This window comes from Sanguibacter keddieii DSM 10542 (assembly GCF_000024925.1).
Lineage (GTDB): Bacteria > Actinomycetota > Actinomycetes > Actinomycetales > Cellulomonadaceae > Sanguibacter > Sanguibacter keddieii.
In genome coordinates this window covers 3171409-3195721 of the sequence record NC_013521.1, presented here as the reverse complement: position 1 = coordinate 3195721, position 24313 = coordinate 3171409, and the positions used below count along the sequence as shown (strand labels likewise).

The window sequence follows — 24313 nt, the reverse complement described above, 5'->3', positions numbered from 1 at the left end:
CGGCACGTCCCAGCGAGGCCCGACCGTCTGCGGTCGGGCCTCGCTGCGTCTGCAGCGTGCCGTGGGCCTGCCGGCCCAGGGCCTGACCAGGGCCTGACCAGGGCCTGACCGGGGTTCGACCCGGGTCTTGCTCAGGTCCCCGGTGACCCCTCACCGCGTAGGCTCGGAGCATGGGATACGAACCTGGCGCGCACGCCGTCCCCGGCCCGCTCGACCCCGAGGTCGACGCCGCCGCGACCTACCTCCTCGAGCCCGAGGAGACCGCCCCGCTGCTCGCCCGCATCGTCACCTCGCACGAGGAGGGCACCCGTCGGGTCGTGGCTCCCGCGACCGGTCACGTGCTCGTCGACCTGCCGCTGTCCGGGCCCGACGACGTCACCCGCGCCGTCGACCGGGCCCGGGACGCCCAGGTGGCGTGGGCGGCGACGGACGTCCGCGAGCGTGCGGCGGTGCTGCTGCGCCTGCACGACCACGTGCTCGACCACCAGTCGGAGGTCCTCGACCTCATCCAGCGCGAGTCGGGGAAGTCCCGGGCGAGCGCCTTCGAGGAGGTCGCCGACGTCGCCCAGGTCGCCCGGCACTACGGACGCAGGGCCGCGGCGTACCTCGAGCCGCGGACGGTCCGCGGCATGCTCCCGCTGCTCACCCGCACGACCGTCGCGCGCCTGCCGGTCGGCGTCGTCGGTGTCATCTCCCCGTGGAACTACCCGCTGACCCTGGCGCTGGCCGACGTGCTCCCGGCCCTCGTCGCGGGGAACGCCGTGGTCCTCAAGCCCGACCCGCAGACCACGCTCACCGCGCTGTGGGCTGCCGCGGCCCTCGAGGAGGCCGGGCTCCCCGACGACGTCCTGCAGGTGGTCGCGGGCGGGGGAGAGGTCGGCGCTGCGCTGGTCGACGAGGTGGACCACATCGCCTTCACCGGCTCGACCGCGACCGGACGCGTCATCGCCTCCCGGGCAGGGGAGCGGCTCATCGGTGCGACGCTCGAGCTCGGGGGCAAGAACCCGCTCTACGTGGCGGCCGACGCGGACCTCGAGGTCGCAGCGCTCGGCGCGGTCCGCGCGTGCTTCTCCAACAGCGGCCAGCTGTGCATGTCGATCGAGCGGCTGGTCCTCCACGAGGACGTCGCCGAGGAGTTCCTCGAGCTGTTCCTCGCGCGCGTCCTCGCGCTCCGGCTCTCGCCCGCGCTCGACTACACGGCCGACGTCGGGTCGCTCACCTCGTCCGCGCAGCTCGCGCGCGTCGAGACGCACGTGCACGACGCGATCGCCCGGGGCGCCCGCATCCTCGCCGGGGGCGTGCACCGCACCGACGTGGGTCCGCTGTTCTACTCGCCGACGGTCCTGGCCGACGTGCCGCCGCACGCGCTCTGCGCCCAGGAGGAGACCTTCGGCCCCGTGGTGAGCGTCGTGCTCGTGTCGTCGGACGACGAGGCCGTCACGGTGATGAACGAGACCGAGCACGGGCTCAACGCGAGCATCTGGAGCCGCGACACCCGGCGGGCGCGCGCGCTGGCCGCGCGCGTGCGGGCCGGGACCGTGAACGTCAACGACGGCTACGCGGCCGCGTGGGGCTCGGTCGCAGCCCCGATGGGAGGCTTCGGTGCCTCGGGCCAGGGCCGTCGTCACGGCCGCGAGGGCATCGAGGCCTGCACCGAGGCGCAGACCGTCTCCGTGCAGCGCGGGGTGATGAGCGGCGCGTCGCTCGACGAGCTCTTCGCGCTCCCCGACGGCCAGGGGCAGCGTCTGCTCACCGGCGGTCTGCGTCTGCTGCGCACGTTGCGCCTGCGCTGACGGTCGCTGGTCGACGGCGCCCGGTCACCGGCGAGTGCTCTCCGGCCCGCCGCTCACCCGGGGCATGAGGGTTTCCGACGGGTGAAAGTTGTCGTCCGCCTGCTGGGACGATCGCCGACAGCGCCTGGGAGTCTGCTGGGACCTGCCTGGGAGTGCGCCGAGGAGCGTGAGGCGTCTGGCCAGGTCGGGGGAGTGGGACCGCGCACAGTCGAGCGGCACCGCACGCGTCGGGTCGACGCGGTGTCCGGTCTTCACCGTGTTTCCGTCGTGTGAACTGACGGCACCGTCGCGACCCGCCGTCTGCAGGACCGTTGACGTCCCGAGAACCGTCCGCATACCTTGAGCCTCACTCGGGCAGCCACCCTCCCCCCTCCCCCCGGCAGCCCGCAGGATGCAGGCCAGAACGACGCTCTCGCGTCTACCGGACGACGACGTCCTCCTCCCCTCCCGCACCACTTTCGCGCGCCTTCTTCCGACTCCGGAGAGTGCCCCATGCCTTCAGCGATCCCTCTGGCGTACCCTGCCTCGGCCTTCTCGGTCGGACAGCTCGACGTCTCCGACCTGGCTGACCAGGCCGTCCACCTCTTCCCGCTCGCCGTCGCCGGCATCATCGTCTGGTCGCTCTGGATCTACCGCGTGGTCCTGTCTCGACGGGCCCGTCCGGTCGTGTCCGACCACCGCACGACCACCTCGGTCGTCGTGCCGTCCTTCCACGAGGACCCCGACATCCTCCTGCGGTGCCTCGACTCCTGGCTGTCGCAGGACCCGACCGAGGTGATCGTGGTGCTCGACGTCGCCGACCTCGAGGCCTACTCGCGGATCGTCGCCCGGGGCGACGAGCGGGTCCGGCCGATCCTGTTCCACCACGCCGGGAAGCGCTCTGCCCTCGGCGCCGGCATCCGGGCGTCCCGCTACGAGGTCCTCGTCCTGACCGACTCCGACACGTCGTGGGAGCCCGGGCTGCTCGAGTCCGTGCAGATGCCCTTCGTCGACCCGCGGGTCGGCGGGGTAGGGACGCAGCAGAACGTGTACCAGCGCACGTCGAGCGTGTGGCGCCGTATCGCCGACTGGCTGGTCAACCTGCGCTACTACGACTACGTCCCGGCCATGGGCAGCGCCGGCGCGGTGCCGTGCCTGTCCGGGCGGACCGCGGCCTACCGGCGCGACGCCGTGGTCCCGGTCCTCGACGACCTCGAGAACGAGTTCTTCCTCGGGCGCCGCTGCATCGCGGGTGACGACGGCCGGCTCACCTGGCTGGTCCTCGCCTCGGGGTACCGGACGGTGCACCAGTCGTCGGCCCGGGCGATCTCGATGTTCCCCGACACCTTCAGCGCCTTCGTCAAGCAGCGGGTGCGCTGGAGCCGCAACTCCTACCGGTGCTACCTCACGGCCGTGTCGAAGGGCTGGCTGTGGCGGACCCCCTTCGTCACGAAGGTGACGGTCCTGCAGATCCTGCTCACGCCGCTCACCATGGGCCTGACCCTCTGGTACCTGGCCTTCTCCCGCCTCGAGCTCACCACCCTGGGCATCGCGGCCGCCGTCGGCTGGTTGCTCCTCGGACGCGGCATCCGCGGCTTCTCGCACCTGCGTCGCCACCCGCAGGAGATCGTCCTGCTGCCGCTGCTCGCCCTCGTGGTGATCTTCGTCGCCCTGCCCGTGAAGCTCTACGCCTTCGTCACCATGAACAAGCAGGGCTGGCTCACCCGCCACGCCGACCAGGTCGGCGGCGACGGCCAGAGCGCCAAGACCCTCGCGCCCGCCGCAGAGCAGCCGGTCCGAGCCGAGAGAGCGCTCACGGGACGCGCCGTCGAGGCAGCTCAGGCTTCCGAGGTGGCACGGTGAGCGCGCGGAGGACAGCACGAAGAACAGCGCAGCGGTCAGCTCAGACGACCGCGTGGGCGGCCTCACGCGGCGCGACCCGCACCGCCGGCGTCCTGGCGGTCGCGATCGTCTGCACCCTCGTCGGGTCCGCAGCCGCGGCGACCTCGGCCGGAGCCGCCACTCCCGCTCCCGCCCCGGCCCTCCCGTCCGTCTACCCCGGCGACCCCGACGCCGAGGCCGCCCTCGTGGCAGCCGAGGACCGCCGTCTCGTCGAGGTGCGCTCGATCGCCAACGGCGCCCAGTGGACCGGTGCCTCGCAGTGGCGCCCCTACCGGCTCGAGACGGGCACCACCTACACGCTGGTGCTCGTCGAGCGCGAGGCTCCCTACAGCTTCGACGACCTGCTCGAGCTGGCCCCGCAGACCCTCGTGCGTCAGCCTGACGGCTCGTACCTGCTGGGCGAGAACATCGTCGTGGAGGAGGGGGCGACCCTCGACCTCACCAGCGACGACGGGCTGCGGCTGAACCTCACGTCGACCGACGACGCCTTCGTCTCGATCGTCACGCTCGGCGGCGACCTCACGGTCGCCGGCACCGCGGAGAACCCGACCGTGGTGAGCGCGTGGGACCCGCGGACCGGGACCGTCGACACCGACACCTCGGACGGTCGCGCCTACGTGCGGGTCATCGGCGGGTACGCCGACCTGCGCCACGCGACCTTCGACCACCTCGGGTTCTGGAGCGGCACCACCGGGGGAGTGTCCCTCACCGGGACCGACCTTCCGCACACCGCACCGGGCTCGCAGGCGCTCACGGAGGGGACGGTCCCCGCCCCCGAGGACGCGACGGCAGGCACCGCCGACCCGGCCGCTGCCGACCCTGCAGACCCAGCACCCACCACCGGCACGGTCTCCTCCCCGGCCGTCGTGCCACCGGCGACCGTCTTCGGCAAGGAGCTGCTGCCCACCGGCGCCGGGGCTCCGACCCTCGGGCTCGGCGCCGACCTCAGCGGCTACAGCTTCGTGTCGGCGCAGATCCAGGACGTGACCTTCTCGGACAACGCCTTCGGGCTGTTCGTCATGAACGCCGAGGGGGTCGTGGTGAGCGGCTCGCGCATCGAGGACTCGCTCGTCGACGGTCTGGTGATGCACCGCGACGTCACCGCGAGCACCGTGGTGTCGACGACGTCGACGGGCAACGCGGTCGACGGCTTCCGGCTCGCCCGGTCCACGAGCGGCATCGTCCTCGAGCGGCTCACGTCGACGGGCAACGGTCGCAACGGCATCTCGATCGAGGGGACCCCCCTCGCCGACGGCCCGAGCGCCACCGGCACCGGCACGGCGATGTCGGGGGCCAACAGCGTCTCCGAGAGCACCGTGACGGGCAACGGCCGCTACGGGATCGACGTGGTCGGCGGGACGACCATCGAGGTCGACGCGAACACGGTGACGGACAACCCCGCGGGCATCGTGGTGAGCGAGGGCGCGACGGCTGTCACGCTCACGGACAACACGGTCGAGGGCGCCGGCCAGCAGGGGATCTCGCTGCGGTCGGCCGGGACAGACGCCCAGGTCACCGGGAACACGGTGCTCGGCGGGGAGATCGGGATCTACGCCCGGGATGCCGGCGGCACCTTCGAGCGCAACACCGTCGACGACGTGACGAACCACGCGATCACGCTGGTCGGCGCGACCGGGGGCTCGGTGGTCTCGGACAACACCGTCGGCGGGCGCGGACCCAGCGCGATCGACGTGGCCCGCACCACCGGCGTGACGGTGTCGGACAACTCGACGGACGGCTGGGACAGCACCAAGCCGCTCTCGACGGTGCTGCGGCAGATCTTCCAGCCGCTCACCGTGGTCTGGCTGCTGCTCGCCCTGCTCGTGCTCGTCACGGCGCTCACGAGCATCCGGCACCGCAACGCCGGGGTCCGCCACCCCTACGCGAACCGTGCGCCGCTCACCTCGCTGACCCGCGGCGTCGCCGACCCCGCGGAGATCTTCGGGACGGCGGTCCGGCCAGCAGCTGCGCCTGGCGGAGCAGAGCGCGACCCGGGACCCTCCCGAGCGCGCCGTGCCGACGTCCGGCCGGACGTCCCTCGTCAGAGGGAGACCGGCGACGGCGACCCGGGCGCCCCCGCGGACCCAGGCGACCTGGCCACGGCCGGCTCCCTGCCGTCTCGCCCGCGGACCGCCTCGGCGGGCCGGCCCCCGGCCGACCTGCGGTGCGCGCCGTGAGCCGCCTCGTCCGCGGCCTCGGCCGACGGCTGCGCGAGGTGCTCGTCGGGGGGCTGATCCTCGCGGGGTGCACCTCGCCGGGCACCTCGTCGCCGGAGACGCCCGAGCCGTCGGCGGAGCCCTCCACCTCGACGGCGGAGCCGACACCGGAACCGACCGCCGAGGAGCCCGGGACCGCTCTCCCGTCCAGCACGGTCGAGTGCCCGGCCGAGCCGACGGTCGCGACGACGGACGAGCTCACGGAGAGCCTCGACGTGGTCGAGCCGGGCGAGACGATCGTCCTCGCGCCGGGCACGTACGACGGTCTGTTCGTGGCGACCACCTCGGGTACCACCGAGGAGCCGATCACGCTCTGCGGGCCGGCCGACGCCGTGCTCGACGGCGGCGGCACCGAGGGCGGCTACGTGGTGCACCTCGACGGGGCGAGCCACTGGCGCCTCGGCGGCTTCACGGTGACGAACGGCCAGAAGGGCGTGATGGCCGACGGGACGGTCGGCTCGGTGATCTCGGGCCTGACCGTCACCTCCATCGGCGACGAGGCCATCCACCTGCGCAAGGCCAGCACGGACAACGTGGTGTCCGGCAACGTCATCAGCGACACCGGTCTGCGCAAGCCCAAGTTCGGCGAGGGCGTCTACATCGGCACGGCCGAGAGCAACTGGTGCGACATCACCGCGTGCGAGCCCGACCCGTCCGACCGCAACGTCGTCGAGCGCAACACGATCAGCGGGACGACCTCGGAGAGCATCGACATCAAGGAGGGGACCTCGGACGGCATCGTCCGGGGCAACACCTTCGACGGGTCGTCGATCTCCGCGGCCGACTCCTGGGTCGACGTCAAGGGCAACGGGTGGCTCGTCGAGGGCAACACCGGCACCTCGTCACCGACCGACGGGTTCCAGACCCACGAGATCCTCGAGGGCTGGGGCGACCGCAACGTGTTCCGCGCCAACGTCGCGGACGTCGGCGGGTCCGGCTTCGGGTACTCCCTCACCCCAGAGCTCTCGAACGTCGTCGAGTGCGACAACACCGCGACCGACGCCGCCGAGGGCATGACCAACGTCGAGTGCGTGACGCCCTAGCAGCACGGTCTCCTGGACCTCCCCGCCCAGGCATCACCTTCCCAGTCTTCCCTCCCCACCCACTCTTCCCCTCCCCACCCAGTCTTCCCCTCCCCAGACATCCCCTCCCCAGACATCCCCTCCCTCCCCGTCCCACCCCCTGCGCCGTGGCACGCCCCGACGGGCGCGCCACGGAGAGACGAGGCTGCCCGTCGTCCCTGAGCTCGGCCCTCCCCCCGCCAAGCCTGCGGTACCTACCGAGAACCGGAGCACGTCATGACCTTCACCCTCCCCCCGACGTCGTCCAACCCGTCGTTCCACCCGTCGCCCAGCCCGTCGTCCGACCCCTCACCCAGCCCCGAGCGCGCCCCGCGGCTGACCGTGATCGGCACGGGGTACCTCGGTGCGACCCATGCCGTCTCGATGGCCTTCCTCGGCTACGAGGTCCTCGGGGTCGACATCGACCCGCACAAGATCGCCCTGCTCAACCAGGGCACCGTGCCCTTCTACGAGCCCGGGCTGCCCGAGAAGCTCGAGGAGGCGCTCGCGAGCGGGCGTCTGCGCTTCACCACGGACCTCGACGAGGCCGCGGAGTTCGGCGACGTGCACTTCGTGTGCGTCGGCACGCCCCAGAAGCTCGGGTCGGAGGCGGCAGACCTGCGCTTCGTCGACTCGGCCTTCACCGAGCTGGCCTCACGCATCACCCGCAAGGTCCTGCTGGTCGGCAAGTCGACGGTCCCCATCGGCACCGCCGAGCGGCTCACGGCCCTGGTCCAGCAGATCTCGCCGCTGGGCGCCGAGCTCGAGGTGGCCTGGAACCCGGAGTTCCTCCGCGAGGGCTTCGCGGTCCAGGACACCCTGCACCCCGACAGGCTCGTGTTCGGCGTCTCCTCGCCGTGGGCCGAGGACCGCCTGCGTGCGGCATTCGAGCCGATCCTCGCCGAGGGCACCCCGCTGATCGTCACGGACCTGGCCACGGCCGAGCTCGTGAAGTCGGCGGCGAACTCGTTCCTCGCCACGAAGATCTCGTACATCAACGCCATGTCGGAGGTGTGCGAGGCCACCGGTGCCGACGTCACCCAGCTGGCCGAGGCGCTCGGGCTCGACGAGCGCATCGGCTCGAGGTTCCTCAAGCCGGGCCTCGGCTTCGGCGGCGGGTGCCTGCCCAAGGACATCCGGTCCTTCAAGCACCGCGCCGAGGAGCTCGGCATCGGCGCGGCCGTGGCGTTCCTCGGCGAGGTCGACGCGATCAACATCCGGCGTCGCCTGCGGACCGTGGCGCTGATCCGGCAGGTCGTCGGCGGCGACCTCACGGGGGTGCGCGTCGCGGCCCTCGGCGCGGCGTTCAAGCCTGACTCCGACGACGTCCGGGACGCCCCGGCGCTCGACGTCGCGCGGATGCTCTATCTCGAGGGGGCGGTCGTGTCCGTGTACGACCCCGAGGCCGCCGTCAACGCGCACCGCGTGTACCCGGACCTCGAGTACGCGTCGAGCCTCGACCAGGCGCTCGCCGACGCCGACGTCACGGTGCTGCTCACCGAGTGGGAGGAGTTCCGCACCGCGGACCCGGTCGAGATGGGGGCTCGCGTGCGGAGCCGTACCGTCGTCGACACCCGCAACGCGCTCAACCCCGACAGGTACCGCGCCGCCGGCTGGGACTACTGGGCCCTGGGTCGCCCGCACACCGCCCCGGTCCCGGTGAGCAACCGCTCGGAGTCGGTTCTGGCGACGCTCGACAAGTCGGCCGACCTGCCCTGCTGAGGGAGGTCGCCGGCCTGAGACGCTGGTCTGAGACGGCGGCCTGACGCGCCAGCCTGGCACGCCGGCCTGAGACGACGACAGGTGCGCCCCCTGCGAGAGGGGACGCACCTGTCGTGGTGTCGCGGAGCGGTAGCGAGGCGCGTGCCTGCTCAGCCCAGCCCAGCTCCGCTCAGCTCAGCCCTGCTGGCCGACGAGCTCGAGGCTCTGCCGGGCGATGGCGAGCTCCTCGTTCGTCGGGACGATCATCACCCGGACCTTGGTGCCCTCGGGCGAGATGGTGCGCGCCTCGGGCGAGCGGACGTCGTTGACGACCTCGTCGATCTCGATGCCGAGGTCGGTGAGGCCGCGCATCACCAGGCGACGCACGATCTCGTCGTTCTCCCCGACGCCCGCGGTGAAGGCGATGACGTCGACCCGGCCGAGGACGGCGAGGTACGAGCCGATGTACTTCTTGAGGCGGTGCACGTAGACGTCGAGCGCGAGCCGCGCGCCCTCGTGGCCTGCCTCGACGAGCTCGTGCAGGGTGCGGAAGTCGTTGTCGCCCGCGAGCCCGAGGATGCCGGAGCGCTTGTTGAGGAGGTCGTCGATCTCGTCGATCGACATCCCGGCGTTGCGGTGCAGGTGGAACACGATGGCCGGGTCGATGTCCCCGGAGCGGGTGCCCATGACCAGTCCTTCGAGGGGCGTCAGGCCCATCGAGGTCTCGACGGCCACGCCGCCGCGGACGGCCGACGCCGAGGCGCCGTTGCCGAGGTGCAGCACGATGGTGTTGAGGTCCTCGAGGGGCCGGTCGAGGACGCGCGCGACCTCCTGCGACACGTACTCGTGGCTGGTCCCGTGGAACCCGTAGCGGCGGACGCCGTGCTCACGCGCCACCTCGGCGTCGATCGCGTAGGTGTACGCGGCCTCGGGGAGCGTCTGGAAGAACGCGGTGTCGAAGACGGCCACGTGGGGGACGTCGGGGAACAGCGCCCGCGCCACCTCGATGCCGCGCACGTGACCCGGGTTGTGCAGCGGTGCGAGCGGGATGAGCCCGCGGATGTCCTCGACGACGGCGTCGTCGATCACGACGGGGCCCGAGAACAGGCTGCCGCCCTGGACGACGCGGTGGCCGACGGCCACGACGTTCGCGTCCTCGAGGCTCGGCCCCTGCTCGGAGAACAGGTCGAGCACGACGCGCAGCGCCGCACCGTGGTCCGGCACGTCGACCGTGCGCTGCGTCTTGCCGCCCGCGACCTTGTGGGTCACCGAGCCCTCGGACGAGCCGATCTTCTCGACGATGCCCGAGGCCATGGCCTCGCCGCCGACGGGGTCGACCAGCTGGTACTTGACCGACGAGGAGCCGGCGTTGATGACGAGGACGCTCGCGGTGGCGCCGTGGCGCCCGTCTGACGTCGGGTTCATGCGGTGTGTGCTCCTGCTCCGTGGGTACCTGCGGCGGGGACTGCCGCGGGCTCTGCGTGCGCTCCGGCGACGCGGGCCTTCTCGGCCGAGAGCGCCTGCGCCTGGATGGCGGTGATGGCGACGGTGTTGACGATGTCCTGGACGAGGGCGCCGCGCGACAGGTCGTTGACCGGCATGCGCAGACCCTGCAGGACGGGTCCGACGGCGACCGCACCGGCGGACCGCTGGACGGCCTTGTACGTGTTGTTCCCGGTGTTGAGGTCGGGGAACACGAACACCGTCGCGCGGCCTGCGACGGCCGAGTCGGGCATCTTCGAGGCGGCGACCGAGGCGTCGACGGCCGCGTCGTACTGGATGGGGCCCTCGACGGACAGGTCGGGGCGGCGCTCGCGGACCAGGGCGGTGGCAGCCCGCACCTTGTCGACGTCGGCACCGGTGCCGGACTCGCCGGTCGAGTACGAGAGCATCGCGATGCGCGGCTCCACGCCGAACTGGGCGGCCGTCGCCGCGGAGGAGATCGCGATGTCCGCGAGCTGCTCTGCGGTCGGGTCCGGGTTGACGGCGCAGTCGCCGTAGACGAGCACGCGGTCCTCGAGGCACATGAGGAACACCGACGAGACGACCGACGTGTTCGGGACCGTCTTGATGATCTCGAAGGCCGGGCGGATCGTGTGGGCGGTGGTGTGCGCCGCTCCCGAGACCATGCCGTCGGCGTACCCGAGCTGGACCATCATGGTGCCGAAGTACGACACCGAGCTGACGATCTCCCGCGCACGGTCGACGGTCATGCCCTTGTGGGCGCGCATCGTCGTGTAGGCCTGCGCGAACTCCTCGTGCATCTCGCCGGAGTGCGGGTCGAGGACCTTCGCCTCGGAGATGTCCAGGCCGAGCTCGACGGCGCGGGCGCGGATCGACTCCTCGTCGCCGAGGAGCGTCAGGTGCGCCACCTGGCGCTGCAGCAGCGTGGACGCCGCGCGCAGGATCCGGTCGTCGGTGCCCTCGGGCAGGACGATGTGCTTGCGGTCGGCGCGGGCCCGGTTGAGGAGCTCGTACTCGAACATCAGCGGGGTGACGACCCCGGTGCGCTCGACGTCGAGGCTCGCGAGCAGCGAGGTGGAGTCCACGTTCTGCTCGAACAGCGCGAGGGCGGTGTCGATCTTGCGCTGAGAGTCCTTGGTGACCCGCCCGCGGGCAGAGGCCGCGGCGCTCGCCGACCGGAAGGTCCCGAGGTCCGTCTGGATGATCGGGACGCTCGGTGCGAGGTCGGCGATGAGCCGGCTCACCGACTCGTGCGGGAGGAACCCGCCGTTGAGGATGATGCCGGCGAGCGACGGGAAGTTCTTGGCGGTCTGCGCGGTGAGCAGCCCGAGCAGGACGTCGGTCCGGTCGCCCGGGGTGATGACCACGGCACCGTCGGCCAGCCGGTCGAGCAGGTGCTCGAAGTTCATCGCGCCGACGAGGACGTCGAGGACCTCGCGGCCGAGGAGCTCTTCCTCGCCGAGCAGCAGGCGGCCGCCGACGGCGCCCATCAGCTGCTTGACGGTCGGCGCCATGAGGTACGGGTCGTCCGGCATGGTCCACACGGGGAGGTCGTCGCCGGCGAACTCGGCACGGATGGCCTCGAGGTCGTCGGGGAAGCAGCGGTTCGCCACGACGCCGATCACCTGGGCGTGGTTGGACTGCAGCTCGGAGACCGACACCTCGCTCATCTGCCGGATGCCCGCGGGGGAGCGGTCGCGGCCGGAGAGCACCAGGAGCACCGGGGCGCCGAGGTTCGCGGCGATCCGCGCGTTGAAGGCCAGCTCGGTGGGGCCGGTCACGTCGGTGTAGTCGGTGCCGACGATGACCACGAGGTCGCACTTCTTCTCGACCTCGTGGTACTTGGTGAGGATCTGCGAGAGGGCGGCCTCGGGGTCGGCGTGCAGGTCGTCGTAGGTGACGCCGACGCAGTCCTCGTACGTGAGGTCCACGCCGTCGTGCGCCAGGAGCAGCTCGACGACGTAGTCGCGTTCTGACCCTTCGGCCGAGGCGGCCGTGCCGCGGGCGGTGTGCCCCGTCCGGGTGACCGGACGGAACACACCGACACGCTGCACGCGGCGCGTGAGGAGGTCGAGGACCCCGAGGGCGACGGTGGACTTGCCGGTCTCACCCTCGGGGGACGTGATGAAGATGCTGCGAGCGGTGGAGCTCACTCGTTGTCGCCTCCAGTGGCTGCGGTGGCGGCCTGTGGCCCGCCCACCTGGGTCGCGGTGTCGCCCGCGTCGGGCCACACCCAGTCGCGGACCTCGGGGAGGTCTTCCCCGTGGTCTCTGGTGTACTGCCGCGCCCGCAGGCGCGCGTCAACCATCTGCTGCCGGAGCACGGCGGCCCGGCTGCCCAGGTGCGGGACCTGGTCGATGACGTCGATGACGAGGTGGAACCGGTCGAGGTCGTTGAGCATGACCATGTCGAACGGTGTGGTCGTGGTGCCCTCCTCCTTGTAGCCGCGCACGTGGATGTTGCTGTGTCCGGCGCGGCGGTAGGTGAGGCGGTGGATGAGCCACGGGTACCCGTGGTAGGCGAAGACGACCGGCTTGGTCGTGGTGAAGAGGGTGTCGAAGTCACGGTCGGAGAGCCCGTGCGGGTGCTCCTTCTCGTCCTGCAGACGCATGAGGTCGACCACGTTGACGACGCGCACCTTGAGCTCGGGCAGGTGCTGGCGGAGCAGGTCGGCCGCGGCGAGGACCTCGAGCGTCGGGACGTCACCCGCGCAGCCGAGGACCACGTCCGGGTCCTCGCCCTCGACCTCGCTGCCCGCCCACTCCCAGATCCCCAGACCACGGGTGCAGTGCGCGATCGCCTGGTCCATGGTGAGGAAGGTCGGGGCCGGCTGCTTGCCCGCGACGACCACGTTGACGTAGTCGCGGCTGCGCAGGCAGTGGTCGTACGTCGACAGGAGGGTGTTGGCGTCCGGCGGCAGGTACACGCGGACGATCTCGGCCTTCTTGTTGACCACGTGGTCGATGAACCCCGGGTCCTGGTGCGAGAACCCGTTGTGGTCCTGGCGCCACACGTGGCTGGACAGCAGGTAGTTGAGCGAGGCGACCGGCTGGCGCCACGGGATCTCGCGCGTGATCTTCAGCCACTTGGCGTGCTGGTTGAACATCGAGTCGATGATGTGGATGAACGCCTCGTAGCAGCTGAACAGGCCGTGGCGACCGGTGAGCAGGTAGCCCTCGAGCCAGCCCTGGCACTGGTGCTCCGACAGCATCTCCATGACGCGTCCGGCGCGGGCCAGGTGGTCGTCGAGGTCCTCGGGGAGGTAGTCGGCGTTCCACTGCTTGTCCGTCACCTCGAACACCGGCTGGAGGCGGTTGGACGCGGTCTCGTCGGGTCCGAAGATCCGGAAGTTGTCCGGGTTGAGCCGCACGACCTCCGTGAGCCACTGGCCGAGCACCTTGGTGGCCTCGGTGATCGAGCCGCCGGGGTTCTCGACCTCGACCGCGAAGTCGCGGAAGTCCGGCAGGCGCAGGTCCTTGAGGAGCAGCCCGCCGTTGGTGTGCGGGTTCGCGCTCATCCGCAGCGCGCCCTCGGGGGCGAGCGCCGCGACGTCGTCGACGAGGCGTCCGTCCTCGTCGAAGAGCTCGTGCGCCCGGTAGGTCTCGAGCCAGCCGCGCAGCACCTCGAGGTGCTCGGGCGTGTCCCGCGCGCTCGCGAGCGGCACCTGGTGGGCGCGCCACGACCCCTCGGTCTTCTTGCCGTCGATCTCGGGCGGGCAGGTCCAGCCCTTGGGGGTGCGGAAGACGATCATGGGCCACATCGGGCGCGAGTCGTCGCCGTCCGCGGCCCGGGCCTTGATCGCGGCGATCTCGTCGAGCACCTCGTCGAGGAGCACCGCGAACCGCCGGTGGACCGAGACGTGGTCCTCGTCGTCGAAGCCGCCGACGAACACGTGCGGCTTGTGGCCGTACCCGACCATGAGCGACTCGAGCTCGTCGTCCGAGATCCGTGCCAGCACCGTCGGGTTGGCGATCTTGTACCCGTTGAGGTGCAGGATCGGCAGGACGACGCCGTCCTTCACCGGGTTGACGAACTTGTTCGAGTGCCAGCTCGTCGCGAGCGGGCCGGTCTCGGCCTCTCCGTCGCCGACCACCGTGGCCACGAGCAGGTCCGGGTTGTCGAAGGCCGCGCCGTAGGCGTGCGACAGCGCGTAGCCGAGCTCGCCGCCCTCGTGGATCGACCCGGGGGTCTCCGGCGCCACGTGGCTGGGGATCCCGCCCGGGAACGAGAACTGCCGGAACAGGCGGCGCAGGCCCTCGTCGTCCTGGGTGATGTCCGGGTACGTCTCGGTGTAGGTGCCCTCGAGGTAGGAGTTCGCGACGAGGCCCGGGCCGCCGTGGCCCGGGCCGGTGATGTACATCGTCGAGAGGCTGCGCTCGCGGATGGCGCGGTTGAGGTGCGCGTAGAGGAAGTTGAGGCCGGGGGTCGTGCCCCAGTGGCCGAGCAGGCGGGGCTTGACGTCGTCGCGCGTGAGCTCGGTGCGCAGCAGCGGGTTGGACAGCAGGTAGATCTGGCCGATGGACAGGTAGTTGGCAGCGCGCCACCACCCGTCGATGCGACGGAGCGTCTCGTCGTCGAGAGGCTCGTCGGGCCGCGGGCGCCAGGCGTCCGAGAGAGCGTGGGTGTTCGTCCGAGTGGTCTCACCGTGAGCAGAGCGTGACATGACGATCTCCAACCGAGGGGTGACGAGTGAACGTTTTCATGTCACCACATCCGGGGTCTGGGCGCACTAGGTCTTTGGTGTGAGATCGGGAGTTCAGTACGTGCTAGCGGCTTTCGTCTGTGCCGTGAGTTCCGTCACCGGTCGGCCTGCCGCCCTGCCCCGACCCGGACCTTGGTCCTTGCACGGGCCAGGCCGCACGGACCAGACGGAGCCACGTGTCGTCGTCGACGCCCTCGACGCCCAGCGTGGTGAGGATGCTCAGGTGGTGGGTCACCGCGCTGCTGACCAGCAGGCGCTCGCGGGCGTCCTGGCGCTCCTCGGCGGTGCCGGCAGGGCGCGGCTCTCCGGCCTCTCCGGCGAGACGGGCCTCCTCGGTCATCAGCGAGTCGATCGACTCGTCGAGCAGGCGGGAGTACAGCTCACCGGCCTCGGCCCGGTGCTCGGGATGACGCAGCCCGAAGGTCACGAGCTCGGAGCTGAGCGTGAGCCGGGGGTCGGCGCGCGAGGCGTGGAGGGCGGCGAGGTGGTCCTCCCCGTACTGCGCCTCGGAGGGGACGTCGAGAGGGCCGGGGTTGTCCGGCCCGCGGTCCAGGTGGTCTCGGAAGATCGCGAGGAACAGGTCGGACTTCGAGGGGAAGCGGGAGTAGACGGCGCCCTTGGTGTACCCCGCGGCCGCGGCGACGTCCTCGACCGAGGTGGCCCCGTAGCCGCGGCTCGCGAACATGGCGACGGCGGCCGCGAGGAGGTCGGCGCGTGTGCGGTCTGACCGGCCGGACCGCCGGGTGAACCTCGCCGCGACGTCCTCCACGTTCGCGGCCGCTGAGCGCAGGGTCTTCGCCAGGTCGTCCTCGACTGCTCCGACCGCGTCGGAGGTCGCCGAGCGCAGCGCCTCGCCGAGGACGGAGGTGGCCTCGGCGAGAGCCTGTGCGGCCAGGGCGACCGCGGCGTTCGGGCTGGTCGTCCGGGGGCCGGAACCGCTGCCCGGGGAGGTCGTGCCCGCCGCCCCCGCGTCGCGGGCGCCTGCGCCGTCGTCTGCCCGTGTGGACCGGGACGTGCGCTTGCGAGGGGTCTCCTGGGATGCCATCTCCTGAGTATACCGACGAGTACTCGACCGTCCGAAGTCCTGATACTGTCCGGTACATACGGCTCGGTATTCACGATACCGACCCGCATCCGCACTGGATCCCACGAGAGGCCGATCATGACCGCAGGACCCGCACTGGACGTCGCAGACGTCACCAAGACCTTCGGGGGCCGACCGCCCCTCCGGGCCAACGACGGCATCAGCCTCACGGTGGCGGAGGGGTCCGTCGTCGGGCTGCTCGGCCACAACGGGGCGGGCAAGTCGACGCTGGTCAACCAGGTCGCCGGCCTGCTGCGGCCTGACTCCGGCTCGCTGCGGGTGGTCGGCCACGACGCCGTCGCCCACCCCGAGCGTGCACGCCGGGAGATCAGCGTCCAGGCCCAGGCGAACGTCCCTATCACCGGGCTCACGCCGCGGACGGCGATCGAGCTCGTCGGTCGGATCCGGGGAGGGGCGCGACGTGACGTCGCCCGTCGCACCACAGCGCTCATCGAGTCGCTCGACCTCGGCCAGTGGGCCTCGACCCCCGCGCACAAGGTCTCCGGGGGAGTAGCCCGGCTCACGGCCTTCGCGATGACGGCCGTCGTCCCCGGGCGCCTCGTCATCCTCGACGAGCCCACCAACGACGTCGACCCCGTCCGGCGCCGGCTCCTGTGGACCCAGATCAAGGCGCTGGCGGACGACGGCGCCGGTGTCCTCCTCGTGACGCACAACGTGCGCGAGGCAGAGCACGCCGTCGACGACCTCGTCGTCCTCGACCGCGGGCGGGTCATCGCTCACGGGACCGTCGCCGAGCTCACCCACCCGCTGCGCTCCACGCTCCAGCTGGACGTCGAGGTCTCACCAGGACGGAGCCTGGCGTGGCCGTCGTGCGCGACCGGGTCGAGCCGCGACGGGCTCCGCGCCCGGGCCGCCGTGCCCGCAGGGCGTGCCGCAGAGGCTGTCGCCTGGGCGCAGGACGCCGTCGACCGCGGCGACCTGGACCGCTACTCGGTGACCCCGGCATCGCTCGAGGACGTGTACGTCGACCTCGTCGGAGCCGCGTCCGAAGCCCACGCCGCCGGGACCACCGCCGCGGTAGGGACCTCATCCTCCTCCAGCACCACCACCTCCACCTCCACCAGCGAAGGAACCGTCCGATGACCACCGCCCTCCAGCAGTACGGTCTGCTCACCCAGTGGCAGCTCCGACGGCAGTCTGTGCTCCTCCCGCTCCTCGTCGTCGTCCAGGGCGCCCTCGCCGTCGGGACCGTGCTGGGCTTCGGCATCCTCATGGGTGACATCGAGGGGCAGGCTGCGCTCTACCTGGCCACCGGGGCACCGACCATCACGCTCATCGTCATCGGTCTTGTCATGGCGCCGCAGATGCTCGCCCAGGCGAAGACCGAGGGGAGCGCGCAGTGGATGATGACGCTCCCGGTCCCTCGTCTCGTGTTCCTCGCGGCGGACCTCACCGTGTGGACTCTCGTGGCGCTCCCGGGCACCGTGCTCGCGGTCTTCGTCGGGGTGCTGCGCTACGACGTCTCTCTCGACGTCTCCTGGTGGGTGCTCCCTGCCGCGCTCCTCGTCTCGCTCGCGGCCGCAGCCATCGGCTACACGGTGGCCGCGCTGCTTCCCCCGTCGCTCGCGATGCTGTTCACCCAGCTCGTCGTCTTCGTGATCCTGCTCTTCTCGCCCGTCTCCGTCCCGGCCGACCAGTTCCCGTCGTGGCTCGCCTCGCTGCACGAGGTGCTGCCGATCGCGCCGATGGCCGAGCTCGTCCGTGCCGGGCTGGCCGGGTCGACCTTCGCCGTCGAGACCGGACCGCTGCTCGTCCTGATCGCCTGGTGCGCAGGCTGCGTCGCGCTCGCCGGAGCCGCGCTGCGGCGCCGGGGGTAGCCGGGCGCGCCGCGGAGGGCGGACGGGTGACGGGGCGCGGTCTCAGGTCCCAGCACTCAGGGCTCAGGACTCCCAGGGGCCCGAGGTAGCCTGGGCGCGTGCCGAACCCGTCCCACCCCCCTGCTCGAGCCTCGATGCTCTCCGTCGCACGGCAGCCGCGGATGATCGGTCTGCTCCTCCTGTTCCTGCTCGCCGCCGCCGTGTGCGCGCGCCTCGGCGTGTGGCAGCTGGACCGTGCGCACGAGCGCGGGGACCTCGCGGACAGGCAGGCGGCCGCCGAGGCGCAGAGCCAGGGCCCCGAGGGCCTGGGCGCGCTCCTCGAGCCGCAGTCGACCTTCCCCGGTGACCTCGTCGGTCGACAGGCGTGGGTCGAGGGCGAGTACGTGCCGGGCACGCAGATGCTCGTCGAGGGCCGCGCCCACGACGGCGCGCAGGGCTTCCTCGTGCTCACGGCGCTGCGGGTGTCCGACGACGGCACCGGTGGCGCGTCTTGGGCGGACCTCTCGGGTCCCCCCGTCCTGCCCGTGGTGCGCGGCTGGGTGCCGGCCACGGCCGACGGCGCAGAGCCGGAGGTCGCTGCCACCGTCCTCGCCGAGCCGACGGGCCCGGTCCGGCTCTCCGGCTACCTCCAGGCCTCCGAGGCCCTGGGCCAGGGCTCGGACGTCCCGGGTCGCACCGACTCGATCAGCTCGGCGTCTCTCGCGAACGTGTGGGGCGGCCCGATCTACTCGGGCTACGTGGTCGTCTCGACCTCCGACCCGGCCCAGCCCGCGGGCATCGAGCTGCTCGACCGTCCGAGCATCGAGGGCGGGGACGGCCTCAACCTGCAGAACCTGTTCTACGCGCTCCAGTGGTGGATCTTCGGCGGGTTCGCCGTCCTGCTGTGGCTGCGCCTGGTGCGCGACGAGACGCGCGGGGGAGAGAAGAGCGCGGACGAGGACCCCTTCGGAGCCCTCGCCCGCGCCGAGGCCTGACGCCTCGTCTGATCTCTGCTGCTGCTGCCGAGCCTGCTGCTTCTCAGCCTGCTACTTCGTGAGCTCGAGCAGCATCTCGACGGTGCCGGTGTCCTCGACCTTGACGAAGCCGAGGTCGGGGGCGTCGACGTCGAAGTCGGAGAAGGTGACGGGGATGCTCCCGGAGACCTCGACGCCGTCCGCGGTGGTCTGCGCCTCGAGGGCGACGGTGACGCTCTGCGTCACGCCGGCGATGGTGAGGTCTCCGACGGCCTCGACCGAGGCCACGCCGGAGGTGATGGCGGAGATGTCGACGGGCTCGGTGAGCGTGAAGGTCGACGTCGGGTTCTGGTCCGTCTTGAGGATGCTGAGGAACTGGCTGTCGCGGTTGCTGTTGTCGGTCGCTACCGTGGTCATCGAGACGGTGACGTCGGCTGTCGTGAGCTCGGTCCCGTCGATGGTGAGCGTCCCGTCGACGTCGTCGGTGCGTCCGACGACCGTGACGTCCTGGCCGTTGAGGACCTCGTCGACCCGGTAGCCGGCCTGGGAGCCGTCGGAGACGGTCCAGTCGCCCGCGAGGTCGGCGGCCTCGGTGGTGGTGCTCGTGCCCGGCTCGGTGGAGGCCTCGGTGGTCGGGGTCGAGAGGCCGAGCTCCTCAGGTGCCCTGTCGTTCTGGATCTTGGCGTAGAGCGCGGTCCCGCCGAAGACGGCGGCGACGACGACCACCACGGCGACGATCGCGATGATGAGCTTCTTGTTCATGGGGGATTCCCGTCGTGAGGGGTGCGGCGGAAGTGAATGACCCTTCAAGTAACCCAGACCACCCTGGGAAACCCCTGAGGGCCGCCCCAGGAGATCCCAGGACGGCCCTCAGTCGGTGACCAGCGACGACACCCGCGCGCTCAGGCCTGCTGCCAGCTGTGCCAGAGCCTGGCGTACTCGCCGCCGGCGGCGACGAGCTCGTCGTGCGGGCCGATCTCGGTGATGAGCCCGCCGTCGACCACGGCGACGCGGTCGGCGTCGTGGGCGGTGTGCAGGCGGTGCGCGATGGCCACCACCGTCCGACCGGTGAGCACGGCGTTGAGCGAGCGCTCGAGGTGCCGTGCAGCACGCGGGTCGAGGAGGCTGGTCGCCTCGTCGAGGATCAGCGTGTGCGGGTCGAGCAGCACGAGCCGCGCGAGCGCGACCTGCTGGGCCTGCGCCGGGGTGAGCACGTGCCCGCCGGACCCGACCTCGGTCTCGAGCCCGAGCTCGAGCGCGCCGACCCACGACTGGGCGTCCACCGCGGCGAGCGCCTCGAGGAGCGTGGCGTCGTCGGCCTCCGCGTCGGCCAGGCGCAGGTTCTCGGCGAGGGTGCCGACGAACACGTGGTGCTCCTGGGTGACGAGCGCGACGTGGCTGCGCAGGTCTTCGAGCGGGAGCTCGACGAGCGGCACGCCGCCGACGCGCACGGTCCCGCCGGTGGGCGGGTGGATGCCGGCGAGCATGCGGCCCAGGGTCGACTTGCCGGCGCCCGAGGGGCCGACCACGGCGAGCCGCTCGCCGACCGCGAGGTCGAGGTCGATGCCGTGCAGCACGTTGTGCCCTGGCCGGTAGGCGTACTCGACGCCGCTCGCGACGATGTGCTCGTCCTTCGGCACGCGCTCGCCCTGCTCACGGTCTCGCTCGACCAGGCCGACACCGATGATGCGGGCGAGCGAGGCGGCTGCCACCTGGATCTCGTCGAGCCAGAAGATGAGCTCCCAGACGGGCCCGACCAGCTGCGTGGAGTACAGCACCACCGTCGTGACGGCGCCGAGGGTGACATGGCCCTGCTCGAGCAGGTACGCGCCCCACAGGAGGACGGCGATCGGCCCGATGACGAAGGCCGCGTCCATGCCCGGGATGAGCACGGTACGGAGGTTGAGCGTGCGCTTCTCCGCGGCGAAGGCCTCCTGGAGGTCCTTGCGGACCTTGTCCCGGCGGCGCTGGCCGAGGCCGAGCGCGTCGACCGTCCGGGTGCCCTCGACGGACTCCGTGATGGTGCCGTTGAGGGTGGCGTAGGCCGCCGACTCCCGCTGGTACGCGGGCGTCGCGCGGGCCAGGTACCAGCGCCCGATGAAGAAGATGATCGGGAAGCCGACGAGCATCGCGATCGCGACCAGCGGCGCCGTGAAGAAGGCCGCGACGATGGTGAGGAGGATCGTCACGCTGGCCACGAGGATCCGCGGCACGCCGAAGCGCACGGAGTGCTGGATGCGGTCGACGTCGTTGGTGGTGCGACCCACGAGGTCGCCGGTCCCCGAGCGCTCGACGGTCGACAGCGGCAGCTCGGTGACCGTCGCGAGGAAGTCCTCGCGGAGGTCGGCGAACACCGTCTCGCCGAAGATCATCGCGTTGCGCTGGGCGAACCGGATGACGACGCTCTGCACGACGACGGCGACCACGAGGAACAGGACGGTGTTGTTCACGAAGGACTGCGTCGCGCCGTTCGTGACCTCGTCGACCAGCCGTCCGAGGAGCAGCGGGCCGACGAGGCCGACGAGGGCCGCGACCGTGTGCAGGCTGACGACCCCGGCGAGGGGGCCCTTGTTCTGGCGCAGCAGCATGGCGGTGTGGCGCCGGACGGTCGTGCCGTCGGCGATCGGGAGCGTGGTGCTGGTCATCGGGTCACCTCCTGGGTGGTGTCGGGGTTGCCGGGGGGCGTGCTCTCGGTGGTCGCGGTCCCCGTGCTGCTGGCCGCGGGCTCTTCGGCCAGCGACCTGCCGACGACCGACCGGTAGTGGTCGTACTCGGGTCCGACGCCGTCGAGCAGGTCACGGTGCGTCCCGCGGACGATGACCGCGTCCTCGTGCAGGACGAGGATCTCGTCCACGTGGTCCAGCACGAGCGGGCTCGCCGTGACCACGAGGGTGGAGCGTCCGGACCGGGCGGCGACCAGCCGCTCGGCGATGCGCGCCTCGGTGTGGGCGTCGACCGCGCTCGTCGGCTCGACGAGCAGCAGGTACTCGGCCTCGGTGAGCAGCGCACGGGCGAGGGCCACGCGCTGACGCTGGCCGCCCGAGAGCGACCGGCCCTTCTCGGGGAGCTCGCCCGTGAGTCCTCCCGGGGTGGACTCGAGGACGTCGTGCGCGTCGGCGACCGTGATCGCGGCGTGGATCTCCGCGTCCGTGGCCCGGTCCCGCACGTCGAGCTCGTCGCGCAGCACACCCGAGAACAGGTGCGACGTGGCCTCGGCGACGACCACGCGCTCGCGCAGCGCCGTCTTGTCGACGTCGCGGAGCGGCACGCCGCCGAGGAGCACCGGTGTGCCCTCCTCGAGCGTGTCGTTGAAGCGGCCCATGCGGGTCGCGACCTTCGCGGAGTCGTCCGGGTCGGCGCTCACGAGGGCGACGATCCGGCCGGGCTCGAGGGTGACGCCGGTGGTGACGTCGTGCAGGGCCTCGGTGGTGGTCGGGGCGGTGCCCGTCGCCTCGTCCGCGCCCGCAGCCGCCTCGACCTTCAGCACCGTGATGATCTTGCGGACCGACACGAAGGCGCGCGTGGTGATCTGCAGGGTCTGGGTGAGGTTCTGCATGGGCCACGTGAGGAACGCGGCGTAGCCGTAGAAGGTCACGAGCTGACCGGCGGTGATCTCGCCCTCGATCGCCTTGGTGGCGCTGAGCCACAGCACGAGCGCGACGAAGAGACCGGGCAGGAGGACCTGGAGCGCGTCGAGGTACGACTGCGTGGTGGCGACCCGGACCGCCGCCTGGCGGACACGCTGGGACTGGGCGCGGTACCTGTCGGTGAACGCCGCCTCACCGCCGATGCCGCGCAGGATGCGCAGGCCCGAGACGGTGTCTGCGCCGAGCGTGGTGAGCCGGCCCGACGCCTCGCGCTGGGCGGACTGACGAGCCTGCAGCGGCTTCACGAGCAGGCCGAGGATCGCCGCCACGGCGGGGAGCCCGACCGCCACGACGAGCCCGAGCTGCAGCGAGGTGCTGAGCATGAGCACCGCGACGACCGCGTACGCGACGACCGAGCCGATGAAGCGCGCGAGGTTGAAGTAGAACTCGCCCACCCGGCCGGAGTCGGTCGCGACGGTCGAGACGACCTCGCCCGTGGGGATGTCCTCGGTGACGGCGTCTCCGCTGCGGCTGATCTTGTCGCCGACGAGCTGCGACACGGCGAAGGCCGAGCGCAGCCAGTTCTGGACGTCGTAGCGGTGCCCGAGGCCTCCGGCGACCACCTGCACGACCCCGGCCCCGAGCATGATCGCGGCCCACCCGAGCAGCGCCGTGCTCAGTCCCTGCTGCAGGCCTTCGTCGAGGGCTCGCCCGAGGACGAAGGGTGTCACCGCCTGGGACAGGAAGGTGAGGATCCCGAGGAAGACCGACATCGACAGCACGTCGATCTGTCGGCGGCCCTGCCAGAGGAGGAAGGCGCCGGGAGAGGTGAGCGGAGGGGTACCGATGTCGGTGAGGGGAAGGGAACGCACGATCATTAACATTAGGGTCTGGCACCGACACCGGGCCAGAGATTATCCGGAAGGCTTCAGATGACGTCCCCCACAGAACCCACCGCGGACGAGGCCACCACCTCGGAGGCCGCGCTCGCGGCGCGCGACACGATCATCCGCGCTGCTCAGGGCTCCCTCAAGCGGTACCGCGTGATGGCCTACGTGACCGGCGTGATGCTCCTCGTGCTCGTCGTCGAGATGGCCATGAAGTACGTGTTCAAGGTCGACGACGACATCATGCGGTACGTGACCTGGATCCCGTACGCGCACGGCTGGATCTACGTCGTGTACCTCGTGACCGTCGTCGACCTCTGGTCGAAGATGCGCTGGACGGTCTCCCGTCTCGTCGTCATGGTGCTCGGGGGTGTCGTGCCGGTGATGTCGTTCGTCGTCGAGAAGCGCGTCCACGCCGACGCCGAGGCCCGGGTCGCCGCCGCGAGGACTGTCTGAGGACCGGGATGACGGGCAGCCCGACGCGCGCTGCGCCGCGGCGGGCTGCACTGGGGAGGAGGGCTGCACGGTGGAGCCGCAGGCTCGCCGCAGCGGCTGCTCTCGTCACCCTGCTGGCCGGCGCGCCGCTCGCCGCGGCCTCCGCGACCGTGCACGTCGACGGCCGCATCACCACCGACGTCCAGGTCACCACCGACGCCCCCGTCGACTACACCTCCGGCCCGTACGCCGACCGCCTCTGCCCCACCACACCGGCGGCCGGGGTGGCCTGCGGCGTCGGGCGGACGGTCCTCGCAGCAGAGCAGGGGGCCGCGCAGCGAGAGCGGGCGGTCGCCGCGGGGGCCACCTGCGAGGTGCAGTCCGGCCTCTGGGTGTGCTTCGAGGTGCGGTCGCTGCTGGTGCAGCGCGGTGGCACGACGTACGGCGACACCTTCCTCACCCCCGACGCGCGACGCGACCTCGCCCCAGCCCTGCTGGCCCACGAGGCCGAGCACGTGCGCCAGTGGCGGCTGTTCGGCCCCGACTTCTCGCTGCTGTACCTGCGCGAGGGGGTCGACGCCTGCGGCAACTACTTCGAGCAGCAGGCCGGCCTCGAGCCGGGCGGCTACGACTGCCCGTGACGGGGCGCGATCGGGTGCCCGCGACGACCCTCCCGCCCGGCATACCTGCCGGTAGGGCTGCTACCGTCCT

Annotated in this window: 17 protein-coding genes; 10 read left to right on the top strand and 7 right to left on the bottom strand. The window is 71.7% G+C overall.

The window, feature by feature from the left end; all coding sequences use genetic code 11:
* The first annotated feature begins 170 nt into the window (after nucleotides 1–170).
* The 5 genes from SKED_RS14015 (at nucleotide 171) to SKED_RS13995 (ending at nucleotide 8673) form a co-directional block, all read left to right on the top strand.
* Complete coding sequence (locus SKED_RS14015; protein WP_012867827.1) at nucleotides 171–1793, top strand: succinic semialdehyde dehydrogenase; 1623 nt, start codon at nucleotides 171–173, stop codon at nucleotides 1791–1793.
* 492 nt (nucleotides 1794–2285) lie between these two features.
* Nucleotides 2286–3635: a glycosyltransferase gene (locus tag SKED_RS14010; protein WP_012867826.1), complete on the top strand. Its 1350-nt coding sequence runs from the start codon at nucleotides 2286–2288 to the stop codon at nucleotides 3633–3635.
* Nucleotides 3632–5851 (top strand): right-handed parallel beta-helix repeat-containing protein, encoded by a 2220-nt coding sequence (locus SKED_RS14005; protein ID WP_012867825.1) that lies wholly within the window; start codon nucleotides 3632–3634, stop codon nucleotides 5849–5851. Before SKED_RS14010 ends, SKED_RS14005 begins: the two co-directional genes overlap by 4 nt.
* Nucleotides 5848–6933, top strand: a complete 1086-nt coding sequence (locus tag SKED_RS14000; RefSeq protein ID WP_217167889.1) for a right-handed parallel beta-helix repeat-containing protein — start codon at nucleotides 5848–5850, stop codon at nucleotides 6931–6933. The genes SKED_RS14005 and SKED_RS14000 overlap by 4 nt, the downstream gene beginning before the upstream one ends.
* Before the next feature lie 255 nt (nucleotides 6934–7188).
* Nucleotides 7189–8673: a UDP-glucose dehydrogenase family protein gene (locus SKED_RS13995; protein ID WP_012867823.1), complete on the top strand. Its 1485-nt coding sequence runs from the start codon at nucleotides 7189–7191 to the stop codon at nucleotides 8671–8673.
* Between the two features lie 174 nt (nucleotides 8674–8847).
* Here SKED_RS13995 and SKED_RS13990 read toward each other — a convergent pair whose 3' ends face one another.
* The 4 genes from SKED_RS13990 to SKED_RS19140 form a co-directional block, all read right to left on the bottom strand.
* Nucleotides 8848–10077: an acetate/propionate family kinase gene (locus SKED_RS13990; protein ID WP_012867822.1), complete on the bottom strand. Its 1230-nt coding sequence runs from the start codon at nucleotides 10075–10077 to the stop codon at nucleotides 8848–8850.
* The gene (gene pta, locus SKED_RS13985) at nucleotides 10074–12269 is read right to left on the bottom strand and encodes a phosphate acetyltransferase (RefSeq protein WP_012867821.1); all 2196 of its coding nucleotides are present in this window, start codon (nucleotides 12267–12269) and stop codon (nucleotides 10074–10076) included. The genes SKED_RS13990 and pta overlap by 4 nt, the downstream gene beginning before the upstream one ends.
* Entirely contained in the window at nucleotides 12266–14779 is a 2514-nt protein-coding gene (locus SKED_RS13980; RefSeq protein ID WP_012867820.1) for a phosphoketolase family protein, read from the bottom strand. The genes pta and SKED_RS13980 overlap by 4 nt, the downstream gene beginning before the upstream one ends.
* A 103-nt stretch (nucleotides 14780–14882) precedes the next feature.
* Nucleotides 14883–15863, bottom strand: a complete 981-nt coding sequence (locus SKED_RS19140; RefSeq protein ID WP_012867819.1) for a TetR/AcrR family transcriptional regulator — start codon at nucleotides 15861–15863, stop codon at nucleotides 14883–14885.
* Nucleotides 15864–15980: 117 nt separating this feature from the next.
* On the opposite strand from SKED_RS19140, the gene SKED_RS13970 reads away from it, so the two are divergent.
* The 3 genes from SKED_RS13970 to SKED_RS13960 all read left to right on the top strand — a co-directional run bounded on the left by SKED_RS13970 (nucleotide 15981) and on the right by SKED_RS13960 (nucleotide 18714).
* Entirely contained in the window at nucleotides 15981–17006 is a 1026-nt protein-coding gene (locus SKED_RS13970; RefSeq protein WP_012867818.1) for an ABC transporter ATP-binding protein, read from the top strand.
* Nucleotides 17003–17740: an ABC transporter permease gene (locus SKED_RS13965; protein WP_012867817.1), complete on the top strand. Its 738-nt coding sequence runs from the start codon at nucleotides 17003–17005 to the stop codon at nucleotides 17738–17740. The genes SKED_RS13970 and SKED_RS13965 overlap by 4 nt, the downstream gene beginning before the upstream one ends.
* Before the next feature lie 98 nt (nucleotides 17741–17838).
* Nucleotides 17839–18714: an SURF1 family protein gene (locus SKED_RS13960; RefSeq protein ID WP_245534568.1), complete on the top strand. Its 876-nt coding sequence runs from the start codon at nucleotides 17839–17841 to the stop codon at nucleotides 18712–18714.
* A 51-nt stretch (nucleotides 18715–18765) separates the two neighbouring features.
* Here the strand turns inward: SKED_RS13960 and SKED_RS13955 are convergent, their stop codons facing one another.
* The 3 genes from SKED_RS13955 to SKED_RS13945 form a co-directional block, all read right to left on the bottom strand.
* Nucleotides 18766–19455, bottom strand: a complete 690-nt coding sequence (locus SKED_RS13955; RefSeq protein WP_012867815.1) for a YceI family protein — start codon at nucleotides 19453–19455, stop codon at nucleotides 18766–18768.
* Between the two features lie 140 nt (nucleotides 19456–19595).
* The gene (locus SKED_RS13950; protein ID WP_012867814.1) at nucleotides 19596–21338 is read right to left on the bottom strand and encodes an ABC transporter ATP-binding protein; all 1743 of its coding nucleotides are present in this window, start codon (nucleotides 21336–21338) and stop codon (nucleotides 19596–19598) included.
* Nucleotides 21335–23158: an ABC transporter ATP-binding protein gene (locus tag SKED_RS13945; RefSeq protein WP_012867813.1), complete on the bottom strand. Its 1824-nt coding sequence runs from the start codon at nucleotides 23156–23158 to the stop codon at nucleotides 21335–21337. The genes SKED_RS13950 and SKED_RS13945 overlap by 4 nt, the downstream gene beginning before the upstream one ends.
* 54 nt (nucleotides 23159–23212) lie before the next feature.
* On the opposite strand from SKED_RS13945, the gene SKED_RS13940 reads away from it, so the two are divergent.
* Both SKED_RS13940 and SKED_RS19135 read left to right on the top strand, forming a co-directional pair.
* Nucleotides 23213–23623 carry a DUF3817 domain-containing protein gene (locus tag SKED_RS13940; RefSeq protein ID WP_012867812.1) on the top strand — a complete coding sequence of 137 codons (411 nt, stop codon included), beginning with the start codon at nucleotides 23213–23215 and terminating at the stop codon, nucleotides 23621–23623.
* 8 nt (nucleotides 23624–23631) lie between these two features.
* Nucleotides 23632–24243 carry a hypothetical protein gene (locus SKED_RS19135; RefSeq protein ID WP_012867811.1) on the top strand — a complete coding sequence of 204 codons (612 nt, stop codon included), beginning with the start codon at nucleotides 23632–23634 and terminating at the stop codon, nucleotides 24241–24243.
* The last annotated feature ends 70 nt before the right edge of the window (nucleotides 24244–24313 follow it).